Genomic DNA, 24,094 nt, shown 5'->3' on the forward strand with positions numbered 1-24,094 from the left:
TGCCTTCGTTTGAAGAACTGCTCAATGTGAAGCTGACCCCCCTGAACGACGCGGTGACCAGCTGGACGCAGATGGTCAGCAGACTGGAGAAGTTGAAGCCGGGCGCGGATGCCATGAAAGGGCATGCGGAGAAGGCGGAGTGGCGTGGTGAGAACGCCTCCATCACCAAGCCGTTCGTCGGCAGGACGGCCAAGGAGTTTCATGATGCCGTCACCGAGGCGAGGAGCGTCCGTGATCTCCTCAAGGACGCGCTCGACAAGATCAGGGATGCCAAGTCCGATCTCAGGCGCGTTTACGAGAGCCCTCCCGCAGGCATCGTGATTCACGCGAACGGCGTCCTCAGCCACCGGGTGCACCCCGACCGCCGAAGTGCCGACAACACCGATCCGATGGCCACGCAGGCGGACTTCGACCATCTGCGTAAGAGGCTCGAAGCCATTCTCCAGCGGGCGGCGGACGCCGACGAGCTCTGCTCCTGGGGCCTGAAGAGCCTTGTCAAGGGGCACCCGAACGACTTCGGCAGCACGAGATACGACTCGCTGAAGGACGCCAGGAGGGCCCGGCAGGAAATCCAGGACCGCGAGGACGGCAAGGAAGCCGCGCAGCTCTACGGGCGTATCGACACGCTCGACGGCAAGGAGCGCGACCACCTTCTCCACCTCGTCGAGAGAGGAATGAACTCCCCCGCGTTCAGCGCGGAGTTGCTCACCCATCTCGACTACCGGGGGAGCGCCGACCAGGAAGCGCTGCTCAGGATCGCGCAGAACCTGGAGGGCGGCGGCCAGGCCGACCGGGTCAACACGAAGCTTCTGGCGGCCCTGTCCACGAGCGTCGCCACGGCGACCGCTCCCGGCTCTCCCCTGGGCCCGTCCGGGGGCGTCAGCTCCGACTGGACATTCAAGCTCATCGATCTGGCCCGCAACGGGAACGGACTTCCTGACCGGCACCCCGGCCGGATCAAGGGCGGGCTGTCGGGCTTCTCCGTGCTCACGGACCTGATGGCCGCGGGCACAGCCAAGTACGACGGACGGTTCCTCGGCTCTGTCGGTATCTCCATCCGCAACTGGGAGGAGAACACCGACGATCCGTACGCGGGAGTCATGGAGAGCTGGAAGGGCACGCGGGCAGACCCCATGGGCGGTCTGATGGAGGCGTTCACCCGGAACCCCGAGGCCGCCGAGGCGTTCTTCGACCCGTCGAAGAACGACAACCTCGACTACTTCCTCGACAAGAGGGAGTGGCCCGGTGGGGAGGTCGAGAACAAGATGCCCGAGGACGCGATCGCCCGATCGGCCCGGCGTTCCTTCGGGGAGGCGCTGGAGGCGGCGGTGACCGGGAACCCGCCCGGGGAGACTCTGCGGATTCCCGCAGAGCACAGCGAGGCCCAGTCGGCGATCTTCCAGAACACCGTGGAGGCGTACGGGAGAGGCATCGTGGGTGACCCGGCGGGCGAGATGCCGGCCGGTCTGCGCCGCCCCATGGCCGGAATGTTCGCGGACTTCGCGGGTGATGTTCACGAGCTGCTGGGCAAGAAGCAGAACCTGCCCTCCTCCATCAGCGGACTCACCATCGACCCGAAGGACATGGTTCCGACACTGCGGGCCGTTGCCGAGGACGGCAACGCGTTCGGCCGGGTTCAGGACGCGCTGGTGACGTACACCGCGCAGAGGGTCGACACGTACGACGGTTCGGCGTTTCTCCATGACGGGGGAGAAGGCTCGCCGAGCAGGGATCTCGCCGCCTTCGTCCAGCAGTCCAACCAGGCCGTGGGACACATGGACGCGATCCGCGCGGATGTCATCTACCAAGCGGGCGAGGACGAGAAGAGCATCAACAACTGGAACAAGTCGATCCAATACCACGTGATCGGAGCACCGGTCACCGGTATTCCCCTGGCCGGGGACACCTTGCAGCGCCTGGTCGACCTCGGGACGACCGAGTACATGAACAACCTCAACACGGAGGTGGACAAGGAGACCAGAAGGAACCTCGCGGGCAACTTCTCCGCCGGACACGATCAGATCGAGAAGATGATCGAGGTGGCGGTCAAGGACAAGGTTCCGAAGGAACAGTGGCCTCTGATGGACAAGGACCCCGGGCACTTCGAGAGCAACCTGCAGAACGAGGGACGCGTCCGCTACAACCTCGGGCTGACCGGCGGAGCGGGATACATGGGCAAGGTGACCGGGTGATTCGGGGACGTGGGCTGTCGGCTCTCGCGCTCGGCGTCACCGGGGCGTTGATCGCAGCCTTGGCCACCGGGTGCACATCGGGCGAGGGAACGGCCGGGCAGACCAGCTTCTGCTGGGGAACGCTCTCCGGAGGTGATGCGGCGAAGATGAGCGTGCGGCCTCTGGAGCGGTACGCCTCCGATGACGATGACCTCAAGAGCCCCTACCTGGTGCATTGCAAGGTGGGGGCAGGCATGAGCGACAAGGGCGCGATGCGCGACCTGGAGTTCACGTTGGTCCTGGGCTCGGTCACCGGGCAGTTCAGCGTGTGGCGGATGGCTGACGACATCGCCGGCTACTCCCCCTTCAGGGGTGCTGTCGACGGGGTCCCGGGCTGGGTCAACCGGAAGATGGCGGGGGTGCTTCTGCCCTCCGCCTGTGAAAAGTCGTTGCAGGTGGGCGGCCCGCCGTACCTCCGGATCGAGGCGAACAACGACCAGGAGGACACGTGGAAGGACGGGAAGCTCCAGGAGCGGATGGCGGCCGTCCTGATGAAGGCCGCCACGGGGGTGACCGAGAAGCTGCACTGCTCCGCGCCTTCGTTCACCGTGCCGAAGACGGTGCCCGAGCTCGTGGAGCCCCGGCCGCTCGACCCCGGTGCGGCCTGCGGTCTTCCCGGGTTCGCGCCGCTCCGGCCGTCCGCCCCCGCGTTCGAGGAGTACGTGACGCCAGGGGACGCCCGCCTCTGGAGCTGCGCGATCCGTTTCCCCGACGACCCGGACGGCGTGGTCAACTTCACGGTGACCCAGGACCCCCGGTTGACGTGGTTCTTCCCGGACGAGGGGCCCGGCCGGACGGTCCTCACCTGCTCCGGTCGGCGGACGCTTCTTCAGTCCGACAGGTTCGACCGCTCGGACGCCATGTCCGGTGCTGAGCACGTCCGGCCCCGTGAGGAGTTGTCCGCCGCTTTCGAGAAGGCGGTACGGGAGAGTTCTCTGTGCTGAGCGGCTACTGCTGAGGGTGGGTGGTCGGACCGGGGGCACCGCTGCTGGGCCGGCCGTAGGGGGACTGCTGCGGGGGCCGGCCGCTGTATCCGTATCCATGGCCGTATCCATGGCCGTATCCATGGTTGTAACCAGGGCCGCTTCCGTAGCTCTGGCCCGGGGCCTGGCCTTGCCCGTTCCCGTACTCCTGGCCGTGGCCGTATCCGTACCCCTGCGCCTGACCCTGCCCCTGGCCGTACGGCATCGGCGTGCGGGCGTACGGGTGGGGGCGCGGGCCTGCGCCCGTGATGCGGGCCGCGTGGGTGAGGGCCGGGGCGGCAATGTCGCGGCGCTGCCAGAGGTGGTGCAGCAGCTCGCGCTCCCGCTCGGCGAAGTCCGGGCCCACCGCGTCGTGCCGGGCCCGGCGGCGCAGGCCCGCCAGGGAGGTCGCGAACGACTCGTACTCGGCGACCGCCCGCGCCGCCGCCCGGCCCTGGGGCCTGCCCTGCCTCCCGTGCCAGTGGCGGGCCAGGTCGCGGGCCACGCCCCGGGCCCGCATCGAGGCGAGCGCCAGGGGCTCGGCCGGGGTCAGCCAGCCGGCCGTGGCGTACGCGGGCAGTTCGGCGGCGAGCGTACGCAGCTCCCGCTGGCGCGACCAGACCGCCAGCCAGGTCACCAGCCCGAACACCGGCACCATCACCATCGCGTACACCGCGTAGAAGCCGAGCCCGCCGAAGACCGCCGAACCGTTCCACAGGGCGTGCAGGCCCATCGCGAGCAGCAGGCCGAGCAGCGGCAGGCCGATCCGACGGACCCGGTGGTGACGGGCGCTGATGACCGCGAAGCCGAAGCCGAGGCCGGTGAGGACCGTGAACAGCGGATGCGCGAACGGTGACAGCACGATCCGTACGAAGAACGTCCCCACGGTCATCGAGGCCAGGCCCGAACTGCCCAGCTGCTGGTCCTCGCCGAAGGCGTTCCCCAGATAGAGGATGTTCTCGGTGAAGGCGAAGCCCGTACCGGTGAAGCCGGCGACCACGATGCCGTCGACCACGCCCCGGAATTCCCGCCTCCGGAAGATGAAGATCAGCAGGACGGAGAGTGCCTTGGCGCTCTCCTCCACGATCGGCGCGATCACCGTCGCGCCCAGGGCGTCGGCGCTCGCCGGGTCGGCGGTGGCGGTGGCTATCCAGCGCATCGCCAGCGAGTTGGCGATGATCGAGACGAGCGCGGCGGCGCACGCCCCCCAGGCGAAGGAGAAGATCAGGTTCCGCCAGGGGCCCGGTTCGACCCGGTCGAGCCAGCGGAAGGCCGCCATCAGGAGCGGCACCGGAAGCACCGCCAGGCCGAGGCCGACGAGGAACCCCTCCGGGCCCGTCTGCTCGCGGACCAGGGCGAGGATCACCAGCCCGCACAGGGCGAGCGCCACGATCACGGCCCCGGCACGGAACACCTTGCTGCGCCACACCATGCCGACGCGGCGCGGCCGGTACTTCCACCGGCCGCGCTCCGGCACGGCGCCCAGCACCTCGTCGAGCCGCTGCTCGTGGAGGACCGGGACCGCCGGCTGCCGCTGCTGGTACTGCACGGAACCGTCGGACACCCCTTGACCCTAACGAGGAGCACTGACAACCGGCGACGGTGCATCCGGCCAGGACCGTTCACCGCTCGGCCAGGACGGTTCGCGCTTCGGCCAGGATCGGCCAGGACGGTTCGCCGTTCGGCCAGGGCCGTTCGTGCTTCGGCCAGGACCGTTCGCCGTTCGGCCGGCGTGCGTCAGACGCGGGCGAACAGCAGGTCGTGGACGACGTGGCCCTTGTCCAGGCCCTGGCCCTCGAAGCGGGTGAGCGGCCGGAACGCCGGGCGGGGCGCGTAGCCGCCGTCGGCCGCCGTGTTCTCGAAGCGGGGGTGCGCGGTCAGTACCTCCAGCATCTGTTCCGCGTACGGCTCCCAGTCCGTCGCGCAGTGCACGATCGCGCCGGGCTTCAGCACCGGGGCCACCAGGTCCAGGAACTCGGGCTGGATCAGCCGCCGCTTGTGGTGGCGGGCCTTGGGCCACGGGTCGGGGAAGTAGACCCGCAGGCCGTCGAGCGACTCGGGGGCCAGCATCTCGCGGAGGAGGATCACCGCGTCACCGTTGGCCACCCGTACGTTGGTCGAGCCCGCCCTGTCCGCGAGGCCCAGCAGGTTGCCCTGGCCGGGGGTGTGGACGTCGACGGCGAGGATGCCGGTGCCCGGGTCCTCGGCGGCCATCTGCGCGGTCGCCTCGCCCATGCCGAAGCCGATCTCCAGGACGACCGGGAGGCCGTCGAAGAGCTCGCCCAGATCCAGGACCCGCTTCCCGTCGATGTCCAGGCCCCACTTCGGCCACAGCCGCTCCAGGGACTCCTGCTGGCCGGTGGTGACCCGGCTGCGGCGCGGCTGGAAGCTGCGGATGCGGCGCTCGTGGTGCGAGCCGGCCGGGTCGGCGGCCGGGCCGCCGGGGAAGCGGGGCTCCTGGCGCAGCCGGCGTGCGCGCTCGAAGGAGGCGGCCCGCAGCGCGGCGGCTTCGTCGGCCGTGAGGTCGGCGGCCGTCGAGCCGGTGGCGGTGGCGGTGGGGGCGATGGGAGCTTCGGCCGTCGTCGATCCGGCCGTGGCGAGGGCGTCGGCCGCCGTCGATCCGGTCGCCGACGCGTGGGCCGTCGTGGCGTCGGCGGCGGGCGGGGTGGGCTCCTCGGCCGCCCCGGCTTCGGGCGCCGGGACAGGGGCGGGGTTCAGGGGCTGCTCAGACACAATGCCCCGATTCTACGGCGGGCGGCCTCCACCCCGTCTCCTGAGCCCGGCGCAGCGCCCGCCGCGCCACCTCGCGCCCGATCGGCAGGGAGGCCGTCGCGGCGGGCGACGGCGCGTTGAGCACATGCACGGTGTGCGGGGCCTCGCGGATCAGGAAGTCGTCGACCAGCGTCCCGTCCTTCAGCACCGCCTGGGCCCGGACCCCCGAGGGCGACGGGCGCAGGTCCTCCTCGCGCACCCCGGGCAGCAGCCGCCGCACGGCCCGGGTGAAGGCGGACTTCGAGAGCGAGCGGTGCACCTCGCCCGCCCCGTACCGCCAGTGCCTGCGGGCGATCTGCCACGTGCCCGGCCAGCTCAGCGTGGACAGCAGTTCGCCGGGGCGCACCACCGGCCAGCCGTACCCCTCGCGGGCCAGGGCGGGGACCGCGTTCGGGCCGACGTGGACGGAGCCGTCGAACCCCCGGGTCAGGTGGACGCCGAGGAAGGGGAAGGCCGGGTCCGGCACCGGGTAGACCAGGCCGCGCACCAGCTCGGGGCGGGCCAGCTCGTAGTACTCGCCCCGGAACGGCACGATCCGCACCCCCGGGTCGTCGCCCGCCAGCCGGGCCACCCGGTCGCAGTGCAGCCCCGCGCAGTTGACCAGGGTCCGGGCGCGGACCACCAGGCCCTCCGCCGTCCGCACCGCCACACCCCAGGGGCGCCGGTCCACCGCGACGACCTCCGCCCCGTACCGCACGACGCCGCCCGCCGCCGTCACCTCGGCCGCGAGACGGGCGGCGACGGCCGTGAAGTCGCAGACGCCCGTCGTACCGACCCGGATCGCCGCGAGGCCCCGGACCTCGGGCTCGTACTCCGCGATCTGCGCCGGGCCCAGCTCCCGCACGGGCAGTCCGTGCTCCCGGCCGCGCTGGACCAGGCTGTGCAGCCGGGGCAGCTCGGAGCGGTCGGTGGCGACGATCAGCTTGCCGGTGGTGGCGTGGGCGATGGAGTGCTCGGCGCAGAAGTCGGCCAGTTCGGCGGAGCCGCGCAGCGCGTACCGCGCCTTGAGCGAACCGGGGCGGTAGTAGATCCCGCTGTGGATCACCCCGCTGTTGCGGCCGGTCTGGTGGCGGGCGGGGCCGCGCTCCTTCTCCAGGACCGTCACCCGGGTGCCGGGAGCGGCCCTCTGGAGGGCGTACGCGGTCGACAGACCGACGATCCCGCCGCCGATCACCAGCACATCGCAGTCGTACGCCGCGTGCGTCATCATCACGCCACCTCCCACCCCGATAGTGCACTGACCCACTGACAACGGGCTCAAACCCCGATCGGGCAGGGCGTGGCGCACACTCCACGCGGCAGACCCGGCATGCCCGGCGCGGGGCGGCCCGGACCTGCGCCGCCGCCGCGGACGACAGGGAGGCCGCAGCCGCCGCAGACGAGGGAGGCCGCCCGCCCCCTCCGCCCCCCCGCCTCAGACCTGCGTCACCAGCAGTGGCCGGGCCCGCTCGCGCAGCTCGGCCACCCGGGGCTCGTCCCCGTACGGCTCCAGCCGGTGCAGCAGGTCGCGCACGTACTCCGTGGTCCGCGCCGAGGAGATCCGTCCGGCGACCTCCACCGCCCGGGCGCCCGCCGCGCAGGCCGCGTCCAGGTTGCCCGACTCCAGCTCGGCGACGGCGGAGACGACGAGCCGCAGTCCATGGCTGCGGACGAACTCCTCGGTCGGCCGGGAGAGCGCCTGCTCGGTGAAGCGCCGCACCTGGCGCGGGGCCTTGAGGTCGCGGTAGCACTCGGCGGCGTCGGCGGCGAACCGGTCGTAGCTGTAGAAGCCGAGCCAGGGTGGGTCCGCGTCGCCCGTGCGGGACCGCTCCAGCCAGCCCTCGGCACCCTTGAGCGCGGCCCCCGCCGCCGGCGCGTCGCCCGCCTTCGCATGGGCGCGCGCCTCCACCAGCCGGAAGAAGCTCATGGTGCGGGCGGTCGCCAGGCCCCGGTTGCGCTCGACGGCGGCCTGGGCGAGGTCGACGCCCTCGTCGGCGAAGCCCCGGTAGGTCGCCTGGAGGGACATCGAGGCGAGGACGTAACCGCCCAGCGGTACGTCGGCGGCGGCGCGGGCCAGGCGCAGGGCCTGGATGTAGTAGCGCTGGGCGGCCTCCTGCTGGCCGGTGTCGAAGGCCATCCACCCCGCGAGCCGGGTCAGCTCGGCCGCCGCGCCGAACAGCGCCCGGCCCACCTCGTCGGTGTACGAGCCCAGCAGCAGGGGTGCCGCGTCGACCCGTAAACACTCCGGGACCATGGAGGAACGCCAGTCGCCGCCACCGTACTTGGAGTCCCAGCGCCGGGCGTCCTGTGCCGCCTCGCGCAGCTTCATCACATCGCTGTGGCCCACGCGCAGCGGCGAGGCGTCCGCGACGGACTCCGGACCGGGCTGCACGGGCACGGAGCCGGAGCCGCCCGGCGCGCTGTGCGGTGTGTGCGGGATGTGTGCGCCGCGCTGCTCCGGTGCGCCCTGCGGTCCGCGCGCTCCGCCGGGTCCGCGCGGGGCGGGCGGACCGTCCTGGCCGCCGCCCCGGGTGCCCAGGATCGCCGCCTGTGCCGCCGTCGTGTCGCGGGCGACCGACGGATCGGCGGGGGTTATCAGCCAGCGTGACGCGGGGGTCGCGTACGCGCTCACCGAGAACGAACCGGCCAGCGACTGCCAGATTCCGCCGCCGCCCCGCCGCCCGGCCAGATCCAGCCGGTACAGCTCGGTCGCCGACCTGACCGCCTCGCCCACGTCCCGGGGGAAGGCGAGGCCGACCTCCGGCGCGGGGTCCGCGTCGGCGAGACCGATCTCGTGCAGCGGGACCGGCCGGCCGAGCTTGGCCCCGATCGCCGCCGCGATCAGATGGGGCGCCGCACCCTGCGGCACCATCCCCTTGGCGACCCACCGGGCCACCGAGGTCTTGTCGTAGCGAAGTGTCAGACCGCGCTGTGCTCCGAGGTCGTTGACCCGCCGGGCGAGCCCGGCGTTACTGATTCCCGCGAGGGCGAGAACCGTGCCGAGCTTCTCGTTCGGCCCGCGTTGCTCCCTGGACATGCGCCACCCCTCGACACACAGACAGCCGCCGCGTCACCGAGGACGGCGCGCGGCATTCGTACCGATGCCTCCCCAGGTTCGAACCCTCGTACTCCCCCTGCACACGCACGTGGCCGAGCCCCGAGGAATATGCCCCCTGCTGAGAACACCGGTAAACACAGCGTAGTTCTCCCCATCCCTACCGTTAAGGGGCAGACGTCCGTATGGCGGGATTGTTGTCCGTCCGGGCGGCTCGCCCCGCGCTCCGGGGGTGCGCGGGCCGGGCGTCGGCGTGCTCCTGGTGTGTGGCCGTGCGCCCGGCCGTGCGCTCTGGCCCGGCCCGTGGGGGAGGGGCTTGGCTGGGTACCGCGTGGGTCGGCCCGCTGCACTGGACTCAGTGGGCTGGGGGATACCGCCGCTCCATTCCCCGCGGGCGGCGGACCGGTCCGGGAGGTGAGGCCCACCTCCCGGACTGTGCGTGGAGGCCCGCCGCGGGGGGCGCGGACGGGTGTGCGCGGGCGGCGGAGCCTCATGAGAATGGCTGAATAACGACTGTCCGGTGAGGGCTTGGCCAACGGTCCGGCTATGGCCGGATTTCGACCGCTCTTCCCGGCGGTGGTGCCCGCCCCCTCCGGGCGGTGGCGCCCCTTCCGCTTCCCGGGCGGAAGGGGCCGAGCGCTGTTCGGAATGGGGCCCGCGCCCGTGCCGTCGGCCCCAACACCCGGAATCGGGGCCTCCGTTGCCGGAGCCGAGGTGAAGACCCGGGCGGAGCGCGGTTCCGGGCCTTTGCCAGGGGCGCATGCTCTTCCGGCGTGCGCCGCCCGTACCCCCTCTCGTACGGCCCTGTCGTGGCAGCATGTCCCGCAGCGGCGATGCGACCCAGCACAGCGCGCCGCTTGTCCACAGCCTGTGGAGGCGGCGATGCGTTGGTTGGTGGGATGGAGCAGTATCGCCGCGAGCTTCGGCACCGTCGGGGCGGTCGGCAACAGCGGTGAGGGGCGCACGGTCCACCCCGTGGGCTCCCAACTCCTGTGGGGCGACCCCGATCCGCTCTGGGCGGTCGGCGACTGGCGCCCCGACGAGATCCGGATCATCGGCGTCGCCACCCCCGAAGGCGCCCCCACCGCCCGCCTCGCCGTCCTCGGCTGCTGCGGGGCCACCGACGAACAGCTGCGCGTCGGACTGCTCGCCGCGCGCGGCGGGGCGATGCGCCACCTCACCGCCTGGCCGGGCAGTTACACCGCCGTCGTCCAGATCGGCCGCCGTATCACCGTCGCGGGCGACCTCGCCGGAGCCCGGCCCGTCTTCCACACCCCCTGGGCGGGCGGCACCGCCTACGCCACCGCCGCCCTCCCGCTGGCCGACCTCATCGAGGCCCAGCTCGACATCGGCCACCTCGCCGCCCTGCTCGCCTGCCCGGAGACACCGGAGGCGCTCGGCGACGGCACCCCGTACGCCGGGGTGAAGCGGGTCCCGCCGGGCCACGCGCTGATCCTGCGGGAGGGCTCGCGGGAGATCACCGGGTACGAGGCCGTCGCCTCCCTCGCCGTCGCCGCGCCCCAGATCGACCCGGTGCACGCGGTGGAGGGCGTACGGGACGCGCTCGTCGAAGCCGTACGCGCCCGGCTCACGGCCCCCCGCCACGCCCCCGAGACCCTGCCGCAGGACCCGGGGCCCGTCCCCGGCATGGGCCCCGCCGACCGGCGCGCGGCCCGGGGCGCCCCCGTGGCGGGCATCGGCGCCGACCTCTCCGGAGGCAGCGCCTCCGCCACCCTCGCCCTGCTCGCCGCCGGGCTCCCCGGCCTCCCCGGCACCCTCCTCGGCCACGGCACCGGGGCGGGGGAGCGGCTGCTCGCGGTCACCTTCAACGACCTCACCACCCGCCGCCACGAGGACGAGCTGGAGCGCGCCCGCGCCATCGCCGCCAACCCGCGCCTGCACCACGTGGTCGTCGCGGCGGGCGAAGAGGCCCTCCCGTACGCCTCGTTGGGGACGGGACCGCTCACCGACGAACCGGGCCCCTCCCTCGTCGTCGCCGAACGCCACCGCCGCCGGCTCGCGGCGGGGAGCGCCGACCACCTGGTGGGGCACGGCGCCCGGCAGGTCCTGGACGCCCACCCGGCCCGCCTCGCCGACCTCCTGATGGACCGGCGCAGACGCCACCTCCTGCGCCCGGTCGCCGCCCTCACCAAGGCCGAAGGCCCCACCGCGCACTCGCTGTTCGTCCCGCTGACGGTCTACCGGGCCGCGCGCCGCCTGGCCCGTACGTCGTACCGCACCGGCCTGGAGACCGCCGCCGGACTCCTCCCCGACGCCAACCGGTACGCCCCCGACCTCGCCACCCCCGCCGACGCCTCGCTCGCCGCCCTCGCCTGGTCGCGCCCGGGCCCGGCGGCCCGCTGGCTGACCGGCGAGGCGCTGGCCGAAGTATCGGTTCGCCTCCAGGAGGCGGCGATCCGGCCCACCTCCGTCCAGCGCCCCGGCGAGGCCCGCGCCCGCGCCACCCTCGCCCGCGCCGCCGCCGACCACCGCATCCTGGAGCAGGCGGCCGAGATCCGCAGCCAGCGCCTGCACGCCCCGTTCCTGGACAACCAGGTCGTCCGGGCCGCCCGCGCGCTCCCCGAATCGCTCCGCGTCCAGCCGGGCGCCCGCGCCGCGATCCTGCGCCGGGTGCTGGCCGGGGCGGGCATCCACGACCTGCCGCCCGGCTGGGGCACCCCGTCCCAGGCCACCTCCACCGCCGTCACCCGCACCGGCCTGCGCACCGCGCTGCCGGAGCTGATGACCCTGTTCGACGCCCCGCTCCTCGCCGACGCGGGCCTGGTCGAGGCCCGCGTCGTCCGCAAGGCGCTGCGCGCTGCGTCCGAGGGGGAGCCGCTCCCGCTGGACGGCCTGGCGGAACTGGCCTCCACCGAGCTGTGGCTGCGCCGCCTGGTGACCCGCCGGGGCACCTGCTGGACGGGCACGGCGGCACCGCGCCAGCGCGCGGTGGCGGGCGGCGTGGTCCCTTCCCGGCGCACGCTCCAGCCGTGAGCGCCCTCCCGGAAGACCACCTTCCGCAGTCGCTCAGGTGCAGCAGACCCGCCCGGTACGGCCGATCTGCTCAGGCGCAACTGATCCGCCCGGTACAGCCGATCCGCTCGGATACGGCCGACCCGCTCAGGTGCAGCTGATCCGGGACTCCGCCCAGTCGGCCAGGGCCACCGCGCCGAGCGGTCCCTCGGGCTCCACCACGAGCCGGATCGACGACTGGCCGCCGATCCCCACGCTGACCGGAACGGCGGGCTCCCCGCCCTCCATCACGGGGGAGCGCCACAGCCGCGCCCCGTCCCCGTTGTAGACGGAGAAGCGGACCGCGCCGAGCCCCAGCGACAGGTCGTCCACGCCGACCATCGCCTCGTAGCGGGTGCAGGGGCGGTTCAGCTGGATGGTGACCGAGGACCGGCCGTGCACGGTCACCCCGTGCGCGTACCGCCTGCCGTCGATCGCCACGTTCGAGCGCTGCCAGATCCAGCTGCTCTGCCCCATCACCACCTCCGGCTCGGTGTGGTCCCCGAGCAGGGAGTACGAGAGCTCGCTGACCTGGTAGACGGTCGGAGCGGGCGGCGGCGGTGGCGGCTCCGGGCTCGGCGTGGGCTCCGGAGGCGGGGGCTCCGGGCTCGGCGCGGGCGGCGCGGGCTCCGGAGGCTCGGGGGAGGGGGTCGGCTCGGCACCCGGCGGAGTCGGTTCCGGTTCGGGCCGCGTCGGTACGGGCTCCGGATCGGCCGCGGGCGGCTCCGGCTCCGGCGATGCGGGCGGTACGGGGGCGGGCGCGGCCGGAGGTTCCGGTTCCGGCGAGGGCGGCTCGGGGGCGGGCGGCTCCGCCGACGGAACGGCGGGGGCCACCGCCGGGGGCTTCGCCACAGGCTGGGGCTCCGGCTTCGGCTGGTCGTCCCCGACGAGCGCCCACACCAGACCGGCGGCAGCGGCCACGGCGACGGCCGCCGCGATCCCCGCCTTTGCGGGCGCCCCGAGCCCTTCGGAGGCCGCGGCACCCCCTGCCGAGCCCGTGGAGGACCCCCCGGCGGCGCCTCCGGCAGCGGCCCCGGCGGAGCCCGGCCCGGTGGCCGCGGCCGCGGCTCCGGCCCCGGCCGCCCCGGCGGCACCGCCCGCCACGACGCCCGCCGCCTTGAGCGAGTACCCGGCGGCGAACCAGCCGATGACCGCGATCGGCAGCAGCGCCGGAATCCCGGCGTTCACATGCTCCAGCTCACCCGCGGCCACCCGGCACTTCGCGCACTCGTCGAGGTGCTTGCGCAGCCCACGCTCGGCCCGCATGCGCAGCCCGCCCCGGGCGTAGGCGCCGAGCCGGTCGGCGTACTGCGCGCAGTCCCCGCCGGTCGTGAGCGCCTGGCTCACATGGGCCTGGAGATACGCCTGCTTGAGCCCTTCACGGGCCCGGCTGGCCAGTACGGCGGTGGCGTTGGCGGTCAGTCCGAACAGCGGGGCGATCTCGCTGGGCGACTCCTCCTCCACGGTGGTGTGCCAGAGCACCGCCTGCCAGCGCTCGGGCAGGCTCCGGAACGCCTCCATCGCCATCGACTGCTCGGCCTCGTGCATCGCCAGCACATCGGCGCCGAGGTCGAGGGTGTCGTCGTCCGAGAGCTCCGACGTACGGGACGCCTGCGCGGCGAACACCGCGAAGTCGTCGACCAGCTGCTCCCGCTTGGCGCTCTTCGTCCAGGCGGCGGCGACATGGCGGACGGCGGTCATCAGATAGGCCCGGACGGCCTCCTGCGGCCCCTTCCCGCCCCGTACGGCCTGGAGCGTGCGCGCGAACACCTCGGCGGTCAGGTCGTCGGCGGTGTGCCCGTCCCGGCAGCACGTACGGGCGTACCGGCGGACCGCGCCCGAGTGGCGCCGGAACAGCTCCTCGTAGGCGAGGTTGTCCCCGTCGCGCATGCCCTCGATCAACTGGGCGTCGGACAGGCCGGGATCGGGCGCCCCGCCGCGCCCCTCGCGCTGGGGCGGCACCGCGTACGCGGCGGCCCCGTCGTCCTCCGCGAGGGCGGGCCACGGGCCGGGCAGCACCGTACCGCCCTCGGCGTCACCCTCCGGCGACCCGCCGCCCGACGATCCGCCGCGCCCGGTCTGGGCCGGCACCTGCGCGGAGGGGAGCCCGTCGGCCTTCGTGCCCCCGCCCGCCGCAGCGATCTCGTCGAGCGGCTCTTCCTGCTGCTGCTCGTTACCGCTCATCGCGGAAGCCCCCGTATACACCCTCGGACCCGAATACCGGCCAAGAGTGCCACATGGCTCAATCGCGTTGGACCCTCAGTCCTGGCAACCACTCATCCGGGGCGTTTTCTCGAATGCGAGTACTAGAGCCCACTCTTTCGGGGAATGAATACCTGCTGTTTCGTCACCGGTGCCCCGCTCACCCGTTCGCCGACCCGGACCACCGGACGCCCCGCCCGACGGAGTGACCTACGGCGGGGCCGACGGCGACGGCGTGACCGACGGCGACGGCGTGACCGACTAACGAGGCGGACGGCGACGGCGTGGCCGAACGAGTGGCCGACGGCGTGCCGAGTACGTCGTCACACCGCCACGCCGTCGAACCACCGTGCCGAGCAAGACGTCCTGCCGTCACGCCGTCGAACCACCGTGCCGAGCAAGACGTCCTGCCGTCACGCCGTCCTGCCGTCGAACCACCGTGCCGCCATGCCGCCACGCCGTCATACCGGCCGCGCAGCCATGGCCCCCCGGGTCCTCACCCGGCGGGCCGGGACCGCAGCCCCTCCAGCAGGATGTCCAGCAGCCGGGCCGAAGCCGCCGCCTGCTGGGCGGCGTCCGGCAGTGAAGGCGCGGCCGTGGCGATGACCAGCAGCACATCGGCCACCGTCACATCCCCGCGCAGCTCGCCCGACTCCCGGGCCCGGTCGACCAGCCGCCCCACGACCTCCAGCAGCTCGGCCGCGCCGGAGTCCTCGCTGAGCCCGTCGAGCCCCTCGCCGCCGCCGGACGGCCGGCCGGAGGCGCGGAGGTCGGCCTGGGCCACCCCCTGCCGCTGCTGCGGAACACGGGCCTCGTCCCCCGGGTCACCCGTCTCCGCCCCCGGCGCGGCCACCGCATCCGGCTCCTCCGCGTCCGCCCCGACCCGCAGCACCTGCGGCGGCAGCAGCCTGCCCGCCCCCGATGCCACCGAGGTCCGCAGGAAGCGGGAGAGCGCCGACCACGGCTCCTCCTCCTGCCCCAGAGCCGTACGCGCCTGCTCGGTCAGCCGGGAGGTCTCCTCCTCGGCTATCCGCCGCACCAGCACGTCCTTGCTGGGGAACCGCCGGTAGACGGTGCCTACCCCGACCCGGGCGCGGCGTGCCACGTCCTCCATCGGAGCGCCGTACCCCAGCTCACCGAAGACCTCGCGCGCGGCCCGCAGCACGTGCTCCAGGTTGCGCTGCGCGTCCACGCGCAGCGGAGCCGAGCGCGGAGCGACCGTGGACGAGGTACCCGTACCCGTGGCCGTCGGCCCGTTCGCGGCGGGACCGGCCGGAGCCGTTCCCGCCGCTGCCGCCCCGATCGCCGCCGCGCTCACGGCGGCGGCGGAACGGACGGCGTCGGCCGAGCTCATGACGCCGAGCGCCCCCACGGAACCCAGACGTCCGTGGTCCTTGGGCGTGTGCGCGAGCGCGGACTGACCATGCGAATCCTGAATATGCATAACTTTCCCCCGGTTATGACGTCTCCCCCCGGAGACTTCCCCGCCTTGTCGGTCGGGGAGCGAGCACAACGAAATCCGCACCCGGTACCCGACGGGTTACGAACATAGTTGAGCCCGCGTCAATTCAGAAGGGGGTTGTTCCGCATCGTGAGCCCCCCGATCGGAGCAGAAACGGGCATACCCCCTCCCGGAACCCGCCCAGGTGTTCCCCGTACCCCGCCTGACCTGCACGACTGTTGTTCCGCCCGCCCGACCGGCCGGGACCGCCCCGCCGGTCCCTCCGGTCACACAATTTGCCGGGCCTGTGGACAAACCACTGACTCCGTTGCGTCATGGGGTGGTGATGGCTCCAGATTCCCCGGGGACGACCCCCGGCACCCGGCCAGGTGTGCGCATTCTCGTCGTCGGCGGCGGCTACGTGGGCATGTACACGGCACTGCGTCTCCAGCGGAAGCTGAAGCAGAGACTCAGGAGCGGGGACGCCGAGATCGTGGTCGTCACGCCCGAGCCGTACATGACGTACCAGCCGTTCCTCCCCGAGGCCGCCGCCGGATCGATCTCGCCGCGCCACGTGGTCGTACCGCTGCGCCGCGTCCTGAACCACTGCACGATCGTCATCGGTGAGGCCGACCGCGTCGATCACGCCAAACGCACGGTGACCGTCACCACCCTGGCCACGGCGGAGGACGGCACCGGCGCCCTGGAGATCGGGTACGACGAGATCGTCATCGCCCCCGGCTCCGTGTCGCGCACCCTCCCCGTGCCCGGCCTCGCCGACTTCGGCATCGGGTTCAAGACGGTCGAGGAAGCCATCGGGCTCCGCAACCACGTCATCGAACAGATGGACATCGCGTCCGCCACCCGGGACCCCGCGATCCGCGACGCCGCCCTCACCTTCGTCTTCGTCGGCGGCGGCTACGCGGGTGTGGAGGCGCTCGCCGAGCTGGAGGACATGGCCCGCTACACCGCGCGGTACTACCACAACATCAAGGCCACGGACCTGAGATGGGTCCTGGTCGAGGCATCCGGCCGCATCCTCCCCGAGGTCGGCGAGGCCATGGGCCGGTACGCCGTCGGCGAGCTGCGCGGCCGCGGTGTCGACGTACGCCTGGAAACCCGCCTCACCACCTGCGAGGACCGCGTCGCCGTCCTGAGCGACGGCTCCCGCTTCCCCACCCGCACGCTCGTCTGGACGGCGGGCGTCAGACCGGCGCCGCTCCTGGCCGCCACCGACCTGCCCCTCACCGGACGCGGCCGGCTCCGCTGTACCGCCACCCTCGGTGTCGAGGGCGTGCCGCACGCCTGGGCCGCGGGCGACGCCGCCGCCGTCCCCGACCTGACCGCCGCCGAACCGGGCACGGAGACCGCCCCCAACGCCCAGCACGCCGTCCGCCAGGCCAGGACCCTCGCCGACAACGTCCTCGCGACCCTCGAGGGCCGCCCGCTGAAGGAGTACCGGCACAAGTACGCCGGATCGGTCGCCTCCCTGGGCCTGCACAAGGGCGTCGCCCACGTCTACGGCCGCAGGCTCAAGGGGTACCCCGCCTGGCTGATGCACCGTACGTACCACCTCAGCCGGGTGCCGACGTTCAACCGGAAGGCGCGCGTCCTTGCCGAATGGACCCTGGCCGGACTCTTCAAACGGGAGATCGTCTCCCTCGGCTCGCTCGAACACCCGCGCGCCGAGTTCGAACTCGCGGCCGGTGGCGGCGCGTCCCCCGCACCACGCCCCGGCACCCTGCCCCGCCCCGACCCCGACGAGAGGCCCGACGACCCGCCGGAAGCCCCACCGGAGGGCCTGCCACCTCAGGCTTCCCGCTGACGGGCCCTCGGCCGCGGAGGCCGGACGACGACCGAACGACGACCGGACGGCATCCGGAACCACCGTACGTACGCCGTCAGGACAGCGGCCGGACGGCGCCCGGACGGCGACTGTCAGTACGGTCGGTCACACTGGACGTGTGACCATAGGTGGGCCCACACCTGCACAGAGTGACCCGGCCGGCAGTGACCGACAGTGACGCACCCAGTGACCAGCAGCGACGCACCAACAGCACGACGAGGCCCGGCTGCGCCTTCCCGGGGGTACGGCCCCCGGTGCCTTCGACCCCGCAGCGGAACCGGCTGAGGAGCCGGCAGAAGAAGCAGCCCGCCCGAGCGGACCAGACCGACACACGAGGCCAGAAATTCCGTGAACTTCACGCGTTGGAGCGCCCGCCTTCCCGGAACGCAGCGCCGAGCCGCCGCGCGGGACGACCGCAGTCCCGTGCCCGCCGCCCGGGCCGAGTACGCCCAGGCGCAGACCGCGGCCACCCTGCCGGACGGCACACCCCCGGCCCCGCCCGGGACCGCCCCCGCGCAGGCCGTCCCCGGCCCCGCCCTGGACGACCTCTCGGCCCGCGAGATCCTCGGCCGGCTCCCCGTCGCCGTGGCGCTGCTGCACGGCCCGGACCACCGGGTCGCGTACGTCAACGACGCGTACGAGGCCGCGTTCGGCCCCCGCCCCTGCGGCGCCCCCGCCGCCGAGGCCCTGCCCGAGCTCGCCGAGCTGAGCGTGCTGCCCCTGCTGGACCAGGTCCTGCGCAGCGGCACCGCCCGTACGGTCAAGTCCCGCAGGACCGCCGGGGGCAGCTCGTACACCGTGACGTGCACCCCGGTCGCGGCCTGGGAGACGAACGCAAAGGAAGAAGACGCAAAGGGAGAGAGCAAGGAGAAGGGAGAGGGCGGCGTCCTCGTCTACGCGGCCGACGTCACCGACCACGCCGAGGCCGCCGAGCGCCTGCGCACCAGCGAGCGCCGCCACCGCGAGACGGCCGTCACCCTCCAGCGCTCCCTGCTCCCGCAGGAGCTGGAGCAGCCCGACGACCTCCGGATCGCCGCCACCTACCAGCCCGGCGGCACCGACGCGGCCGTCGGCGGCGACTGGTACGACGTCATCACCCTCGGCGCGGGCCGCACCGCCCTGGTGATCGGTGACGTGATGGGCCGGGGCGTCCGGGCCGCCGCCGTGATGGGCCAGCTCCGTACGGCGGTCCGCGCCTACGCCCGGCTCGACCTCCCGCCGCACGAGGTGATCCAGCTGCTGGACGGCCTCGCCTCCGAGATCGACGCCACCCAGATCGCCACCTGTGTCTACGCGGTCCACGACCCGAACGAGGGGCTGCTCGTCTACGCCTCGGCGGGCCACCTCCCGATCCTCGTCCGCGACGAGGACGGCACGGTCCAGCGCGCCGCCGAGCCCACGGGACCCCCGCTCGGCACCGGCGGCTGGGTCCACACCTCGGGCACGATCGCGCTGCCGCCCGGCTCCACCGCCGTCCTCTACACCGACGGCCTGGTCGAGCGCCGCAGCGAGGACATCGACGAGGGCGTCGCCTCCCTCGCCCGCGCCCTCTCCGGCGCCAAGGGCTCACCCCAGGTGGTCTGCGACCGGCTGATCCGCTCCCTCGGGGTGACCGCCGAGCACGACGACGACGTGGCGGTCCTGGTGGTCCAGCACCCCGCGCGTACGGGGGCGAGCGCGGAGCTGTTCCACAACGCCGCGCTCGACCTGCTCGGCGGAATCGAGGCCACACCGCGCGCCCGCGCCTTCGCCACCGGGGTCCTGACGTCGTGGCGCTTCCCGGTCGAGCTCCGCGACCTCGGCGTGCTCGCCGCCAGCGAGTTGGTCGCCAACTCACTCCAGCACGGCACTCCGCCGATGCGCCTGGGACTGCGCCGCACGGACCGCCGCCTGATCATCGAGGTGACCGACGGCGACGACCACCTGCCCCGCCGCCGCCAGGCCGAGCCGGCCGACGAGGCGGGACGCGGCATCGAGATCATCGCGTCGATCGCCACGTCCTGGGGCAGCCGCCGCACTCCGGGCGGCGGCAAGGCGGTCTGGTGCGAGTTCGCCCTGCCGCGCTGACGCCGAGCGCGCCGGGGCGGCAGGGCAGCCGCTGGTGGCGCGCCTTCAGCGACCGGCAGAGGCGGACGCGGACACCCCTGCGGGTACGGTTCCGGCCTCCCCGCTCCCGGGGCCCTCGGGCAGCGACACCGCGACCACCCGCGAGGGGACGTGCCCGAGGGAAGGCTGATCCTGTACGGGGGTGAGCCGGCGCCCCAGCCGCAGCGCGAGCACCGTGATGCCCAGCGAGAACAGCACGAACGTCACGATGTACGGGCCGTGCAGCGAGGCCCCCATCGGCCCCCCGACGGCCGGTCCGACCGCGAGCGCGAGCTGCTTGCAGAGCGCGAAGGCCGAGTTGTACTGCCCGACCATCGACTCCGGCGCCAGATCGGCGACCAGGGGCGCGACGGTCGGCGACAGCATCGCCTCGCCGAGCCCGAACAGCGCGTACGTCGAGATGAACGCGGCCGTCGCCATGGCCTGGCTGCCGTGCCCGAGCCCCGCGTACCCCGCGATGATCCAGGCGAAGGCCCAGATGAGGCCGACCGAGGCGATGACCCGGCTGCGCCGCCGCCGCTCCACGAGCCGCAGCACGACGAACTGCGCGATGACGATGACCGCGGTGTTGGCGGCCAGCGCGAAGCCGAGCGTCGAGGGCTGGATTCCGGCGGCCTCGGTGCCGTACGCGGCGAGGCCGGACTCGAACTGCCCGTAGCAGGCGAAGAACAGCACGAACCCCAGCACGCACAGCTGGACCATGGCCCGGTGGGAGAGCAGTGCCCGCATCCCGCCCTTCGCTCCGCCGTCACCCGGACGGGCGGCGGAGAGAGCGGAGTTACGGGGCATCCGCACAGTCACCGCGACGACGCCGAGGACCACGAACATCACGGCCTCGATCAGGAACAGCAGGGTGAAGCTCGCCGGACGGTCCACGTCCACGAGCTGCCCGCCGACCAGCCCGCCGAGGCCGAGCCCCAGGTTCTGGAGGAAGAACTGCATGGCGAAGGCGCGCGTACGGGTGGCGGTGCTGGAGCACCACACGAGCATCGTGGCCAGGGCCGGCTGCATGACGGCGGTGCCCGCACCGAGGAGCGCGGCCGACAGCACGGCGGCCGGCACGCTGCTGGCGTACCCCAGGGCCGCGGCACCCACGGCGGCGAGACCGGAGGCCACCACCAGCACGGGCAGCGGGCCCCGCCGGTCGATGGCCCGCCCGGTGAACGGCAGAACGGCCAGCGCCGCCATCGCGAAGACCGCCAGCACGACTCCCGCCGTACCGGCGCCCAGATCCCGTACCTGCGCCACATAGACGTACAGATACGGAACGGTGAACCCGAGCCCGAACGCGCTCAGCGCGCTGCCCAGCTGGATTCGCCGCAGCGCTGCGCCCATCTCCCTGGTCACACTCACCTACCTCAAGATCTCGAACAAACTCAGACTCGAAGACTTTAGCACTAAAGTTAGAAGGTGAAAACTACAGCCTGAAGAACTTCAAGGGTGGTGGGGGCGTGCCATACTGCCCGCCATGTCCGAGAGCACCGAGGAGCCCGGCCCCTCCGAGCCGAGCCTCGACGAACAGATCGCCGCCTACCAGCGCGAGTTCCGCGATCTCGACCCCCAGGTCGAACAGGTCGTCTCCGCGCTGGGCCGCCTGAACCGCCGGATGAACGTCGCGTACGGGAGACAGGTCGCCGCCCTCGGCATCAGCAACGCCGAGTGGGAGGTCCTCAAGACCCTCGTCCTGTCGGGCGCCCCCTACCGCCTGGGCCCCGGCGAACTCGCGAAGCGCCTCGGCCTCACCCCGGCCGCCATGACCCACCGCATCGACCGGATGGCCGGCGAGGGCCTGGTCACCCGGGACCGCGACGAGAACAACCGGGTCCGCGTCATCGTCGAGCTGACGGACGAGGGCCGCGCGAAGTGGCTCGAGGCGATGCGCATGGCGACCGACTTCGAGGAGGACCTCCTCCAGGACCTCTCCGGCGAGGAGCGCGGAGTCCTCGGCGAACTCCTGGTCCGCCTGCTGCGCCGCGTGGAACACGCCCAGCCGGACGCCGGCGGCCGCCTCACCGACCTGGACTGAGCGGGCCCCGGGGCGGGGTTGACACACCTCGACCCGATCCGTAAGGTTCTTCGGGTTGCCACGGAGCCGGAACGGTTCCGCGACAACCGATCCCGCCGCACACGCGGCAACCAAACTTCAGCACGACCTCCCAGCCGGGAGAATTTCGGCATGCCGGAATTCATCAGGAAGGCTCGATTATGAGCCGCCGGGAGAATCCGCTAGAGTTTGAGCGTCGGAACGGCCCAACGGCCGGGAGGACAAGCCCCGCTGACTGGGAGTCAGGCCCGAAAGGATCTGATAGAGTCGGACTCGCCGGAAAGGGAAAACGCGAAAGCGAAGAACCTCGAAAGCGCCCCGCTTCGACCGGGGGTCAGGCACTGAAAAGGGTCTGATAGAGTCGGAAACGCAAGACAGCAGGACAAAGAAAAAACTGAAGGGAAGCGCCCGGAGGGGCCCGGTGATACGGGACCGAAGGAAGCGTCCGTTCCTTGAGAACTCAACAGCGTGCCAAAAGTCAACGCCAGATATGTTGATACCCCGGCCTCCACACTCGTGGGGGTTGGTGGTTCCTTTGAAAAGTCCTGCACGGGTCGCCTTCGGGTGGCATCGGGCAGGCAATGAACACAGCGAGGACGCTGTGAACAACGGGTCTTATTCCGACCGGTTGTTCCGCTCTCGTGTGTGTGCACCCGATTACGGGTAAACATTCACGGAGAGTTTGATCCTGGCTCAGGACGAACGCTGGCGGCGTGCTTAACACATGCAAGTCGAACGATGAAGCCTTTCGGGGTGGATTAGTGGCGAACGGGTGAGTAACACGTGGGCAATCTGCCCTTCACTCTGGGACAAGCCCTGGAAACGGGGTCTAATACCGGATAACACTCCTGCCTGCATGGGTGGGGGTTGAAAGCTCCGGCGGTGAAGGATGAGCCCGCGGCCTATCAGCTTGTTGGTGGGGTAATGGCCTACCAAGGCGACGACGGGTAGCCGGCCTGAGAGGGCGACCGGCCACACTGGGACTGAGACACGGCCCAGACTCCTACGGGAGGCAGCAGTGGGGAATATTGCACAATGGGCGAAAGCCTGATGCAGCGACGCCGCGTGAGGGATGACGGCCTTCGGGTTGTAAACCTCTTTCAGCAGGGAAGAAGCGCAAGTGACGGTACCTGCAGAAGAAGCGCCGGCTAACTACGTGCCAGCAGCCGCGGTAATACGTAGGGCGCAAGCGTTGTCCGGAATTATTGGGCGTAAAGAGCTCGTAGGCGGCTTGTCACGTCGGATGTGAAAGCCCGGGGCTTAACCCCGGGTCTGCATTCGATACGGGCTAGCTAGAGTGTGGTAGGGGAGATCGGAATTCCTGGTGTAGCGGTGAAATGCGCAGATATCAGGAGGAACACCGGTGGCGAAGGCGGATCTCTGGGCCATTACTGACGCTGAGGAGCGAAAGCGTGGGGAGCGAACAGGATTAGATACCCTGGTAGTCCACGCCGTAAACGTTGGGAACTAGGTGTTGGCGACATTCCACGTCGTCGGTGCCGCAGCTAACGCATTAAGTTCCCCGCCTGGGGAGTACGGCCGCAAGGCTAAAACTCAAAGGAATTGACGGGGGCCCGCACAAGCAGCGGAGCATGTGGCTTAATTCGACGCAACGCGAAGAACCTTACCAAGGCTTGACATATACCGGAAAGCATCAGAGATGGTGCCCCCCTTGTGGTCGGTATACAGGTGGTGCATGGCTGTCGTCAGCTCGTGTCGTGAGATGTTGGGTTAAGTCCCGCAACGAGCGCAACCCTTGTTCTGTGTTGCCAGCATGCCCTTCGGGGTGATGGGGACTCACAGGAGACTGCCGGGGTCAACTCGGAGGAAGGTGGGGACGACGTCAAGTCATCATGCCCCTTATGTCTTGGGCTGCACACGTGCTACAATGGCCGGTACAATGAGCTGCGATGTCGTAAGGCGGAGCGAATCTCAAAAAGCCGGTCTCAGTTCGGATTGGGGTCTGCAACTCGACCCCATGAAGTCGGAGTTGCTAGTAATCGCAGATCAGCATTGCTGCGGTGAATACGTTCCCGGGCCTTGTACACACCGCCCGTCACGTCACGAAAGTCGGTAACACCCGAAGCCGGTGGCCCAACCCCCTTGTGGGGAGGGAGCTGTCGAAGGTGGGACTGGCGATTGGGACGAAGTCGTAACAAGGTAGCCGTACCGGAAGGTGCGGCTGGATCACCTCCTTTCTAAGGAGCATCTAGATTCCTTCGGGAATCCAGAGCCACTACGTCGGCAAATGTTCGACGGTGGTCAGCTCATGGGTGGAACGTTGACTATTCGGCACGATGGTTTGGTTGTCACTAGTACTGCTCTTCGGAGCGTGGAACGTGATGAGCGAAGTATCGTGTCGGGCACGTTGTTGGGTGTCTGAGGGTACGGCCGTAAGGTTGTTCCTTCGTTCCGGCCCCAGTGAACTCGTCCTCAGGACGGGG

Annotated in this window: 13 protein-coding genes, 1 rRNA gene and 1 pseudogene; 7 read left to right on the forward strand and 8 right to left on the reverse strand. The window is 71.8% G+C overall.

Going from position 1 to position 24,094, the window contains the following annotated elements:
- Positions 1-26: 26 nt before the first annotated feature.
- Together B7C62_18595 and B7C62_18600 are read left to right on the forward strand one after the other, a co-directional pair.
- Positions 27-2,192 (forward strand): hypothetical protein, encoded by a 2,166-nt coding sequence (locus tag B7C62_18595; GenBank protein ID ARF74029.1) that lies wholly within the window; start codon positions 27-29, stop codon positions 2,190-2,192.
- Positions 2,189-3,175 (forward strand): hypothetical protein, encoded by a 987-nt coding sequence (locus B7C62_18600; GenBank protein ARF74030.1) that lies wholly within the window; start codon positions 2,189-2,191, stop codon positions 3,173-3,175. Before B7C62_18595 ends, B7C62_18600 begins: the two co-directional genes overlap by 4 nt.
- 4 nt (positions 3,176-3,179) lie before the next feature.
- Here B7C62_18600 and B7C62_18605 read toward each other — a convergent pair whose 3' ends face one another.
- The 4 genes from B7C62_18605 to B7C62_18620 all read right to left on the reverse strand — a co-directional run bounded on the left by B7C62_18605 (position 3,180) and on the right by B7C62_18620 (position 8,981).
- Entirely contained in the window at positions 3,180-4,757 is a 1,578-nt protein-coding gene (locus B7C62_18605; protein ID ARF74031.1) for a PrsW family intramembrane metalloprotease, read from the reverse strand.
- A gap of 173 nt (positions 4,758-4,930) precedes the next feature.
- Positions 4,931-5,926, reverse strand: a complete 996-nt coding sequence (locus tag B7C62_18610; GenBank protein ID ARF74032.1) for a tRNA (guanosine(46)-N7)-methyltransferase TrmB — start codon at positions 5,924-5,926, stop codon at positions 4,931-4,933.
- The gene (locus tag B7C62_18615; protein ARF74033.1) at positions 5,919-7,175 is read right to left on the reverse strand and encodes a hydroxyglutarate oxidase; all 1,257 of its coding nucleotides are present in this window, start codon (positions 7,173-7,175) and stop codon (positions 5,919-5,921) included. Before B7C62_18615 ends, B7C62_18610 begins: the two co-directional genes overlap by 8 nt.
- A gap of 204 nt (positions 7,176-7,379) precedes the next feature.
- The gene (locus B7C62_18620; GenBank protein ID ARF74034.1) at positions 7,380-8,981 is read right to left on the reverse strand and encodes a sporulation protein; all 1,602 of its coding nucleotides are present in this window, start codon (positions 8,979-8,981) and stop codon (positions 7,380-7,382) included.
- Positions 8,982-9,893: 912 nt separating this feature from the next.
- Here B7C62_18620 and B7C62_18625 point away from each other — a divergent pair.
- Positions 9,894-11,993, forward strand: coding sequence for an asparagine synthase (locus tag B7C62_18625; protein ARF74035.1), 2,100 nt, complete (start codon positions 9,894-9,896; stop codon positions 11,991-11,993).
- Between the two features lie 126 nt (positions 11,994-12,119).
- On the opposite strand, the gene B7C62_18630 is transcribed toward B7C62_18625, so the two are convergent.
- Both B7C62_18630 and B7C62_18635 read right to left on the reverse strand, forming a co-directional pair.
- Positions 12,120-14,195, reverse strand: a complete 2,076-nt coding sequence (locus B7C62_18630; protein ARF74036.1) for an RNA polymerase subunit sigma-24 — start codon at positions 14,193-14,195, stop codon at positions 12,120-12,122.
- A 514-nt stretch (positions 14,196-14,709) separates the two neighbouring features.
- Positions 14,710-15,585, reverse strand: coding sequence for a TetR family transcriptional regulator (locus B7C62_18635; protein ID ARF74037.1), 876 nt, complete (start codon positions 15,583-15,585; stop codon positions 14,710-14,712).
- Positions 15,586-16,045: 460 nt separating this feature from the next.
- Here B7C62_18635 and B7C62_18640 point away from each other — a divergent pair, with 460 nt between their 5' ends.
- Positions 16,046-17,479, forward strand: coding sequence for an FAD-dependent oxidoreductase (locus B7C62_18640; protein ARF74038.1), 1,434 nt, complete (start codon positions 16,046-16,048; stop codon positions 17,477-17,479).
- A gap of 369 nt (positions 17,480-17,848) precedes the next feature.
- Entirely contained in the window at positions 17,849-19,567 is a 1,719-nt protein-coding gene (locus B7C62_18645) for a PAS sensor protein (protein ID ARF74039.1), read from the forward strand.
- Positions 19,568-19,612: 45 nt separating this feature from the next.
- Here B7C62_18645 and B7C62_18650 read toward each other — a convergent pair whose 3' ends face one another.
- Complete coding sequence (locus B7C62_18650) at positions 19,613-20,941, reverse strand: hypothetical protein (protein ARF74040.1); 1,329 nt, start codon at positions 20,939-20,941, stop codon at positions 19,613-19,615.
- Positions 20,942-21,074: 133 nt separating this feature from the next.
- Between B7C62_18650 and B7C62_18655 the strand changes: the two genes are divergently transcribed.
- Complete coding sequence (locus B7C62_18655; protein ID ARF74041.1) at positions 21,075-21,632, forward strand: MarR family transcriptional regulator; 558 nt, start codon at positions 21,075-21,077, stop codon at positions 21,630-21,632.
- A gap of 163 nt (positions 21,633-21,795) precedes the next feature.
- Here B7C62_18655 and B7C62_18660 read toward each other — a convergent pair.
- Positions 21,796-22,162 (reverse strand): annotated as a pseudogene (locus B7C62_18660) (hypothetical protein).
- A 156-nt stretch (positions 22,163-22,318) separates the two neighbouring features.
- Here B7C62_18660 and B7C62_18665 point away from each other — a divergent pair.
- Positions 22,319-23,852, forward strand: a 16S ribosomal RNA gene (locus B7C62_18665).
- Positions 23,853-24,094: the final 242 nt, after the last annotated feature.

It is taken from the genome of Kitasatospora albolonga (assembly GCA_002082585.1).
GTDB lineage: Bacteria > Actinomycetota > Actinomycetes > Streptomycetales > Streptomycetaceae > Streptomyces > Streptomyces stephensoniae.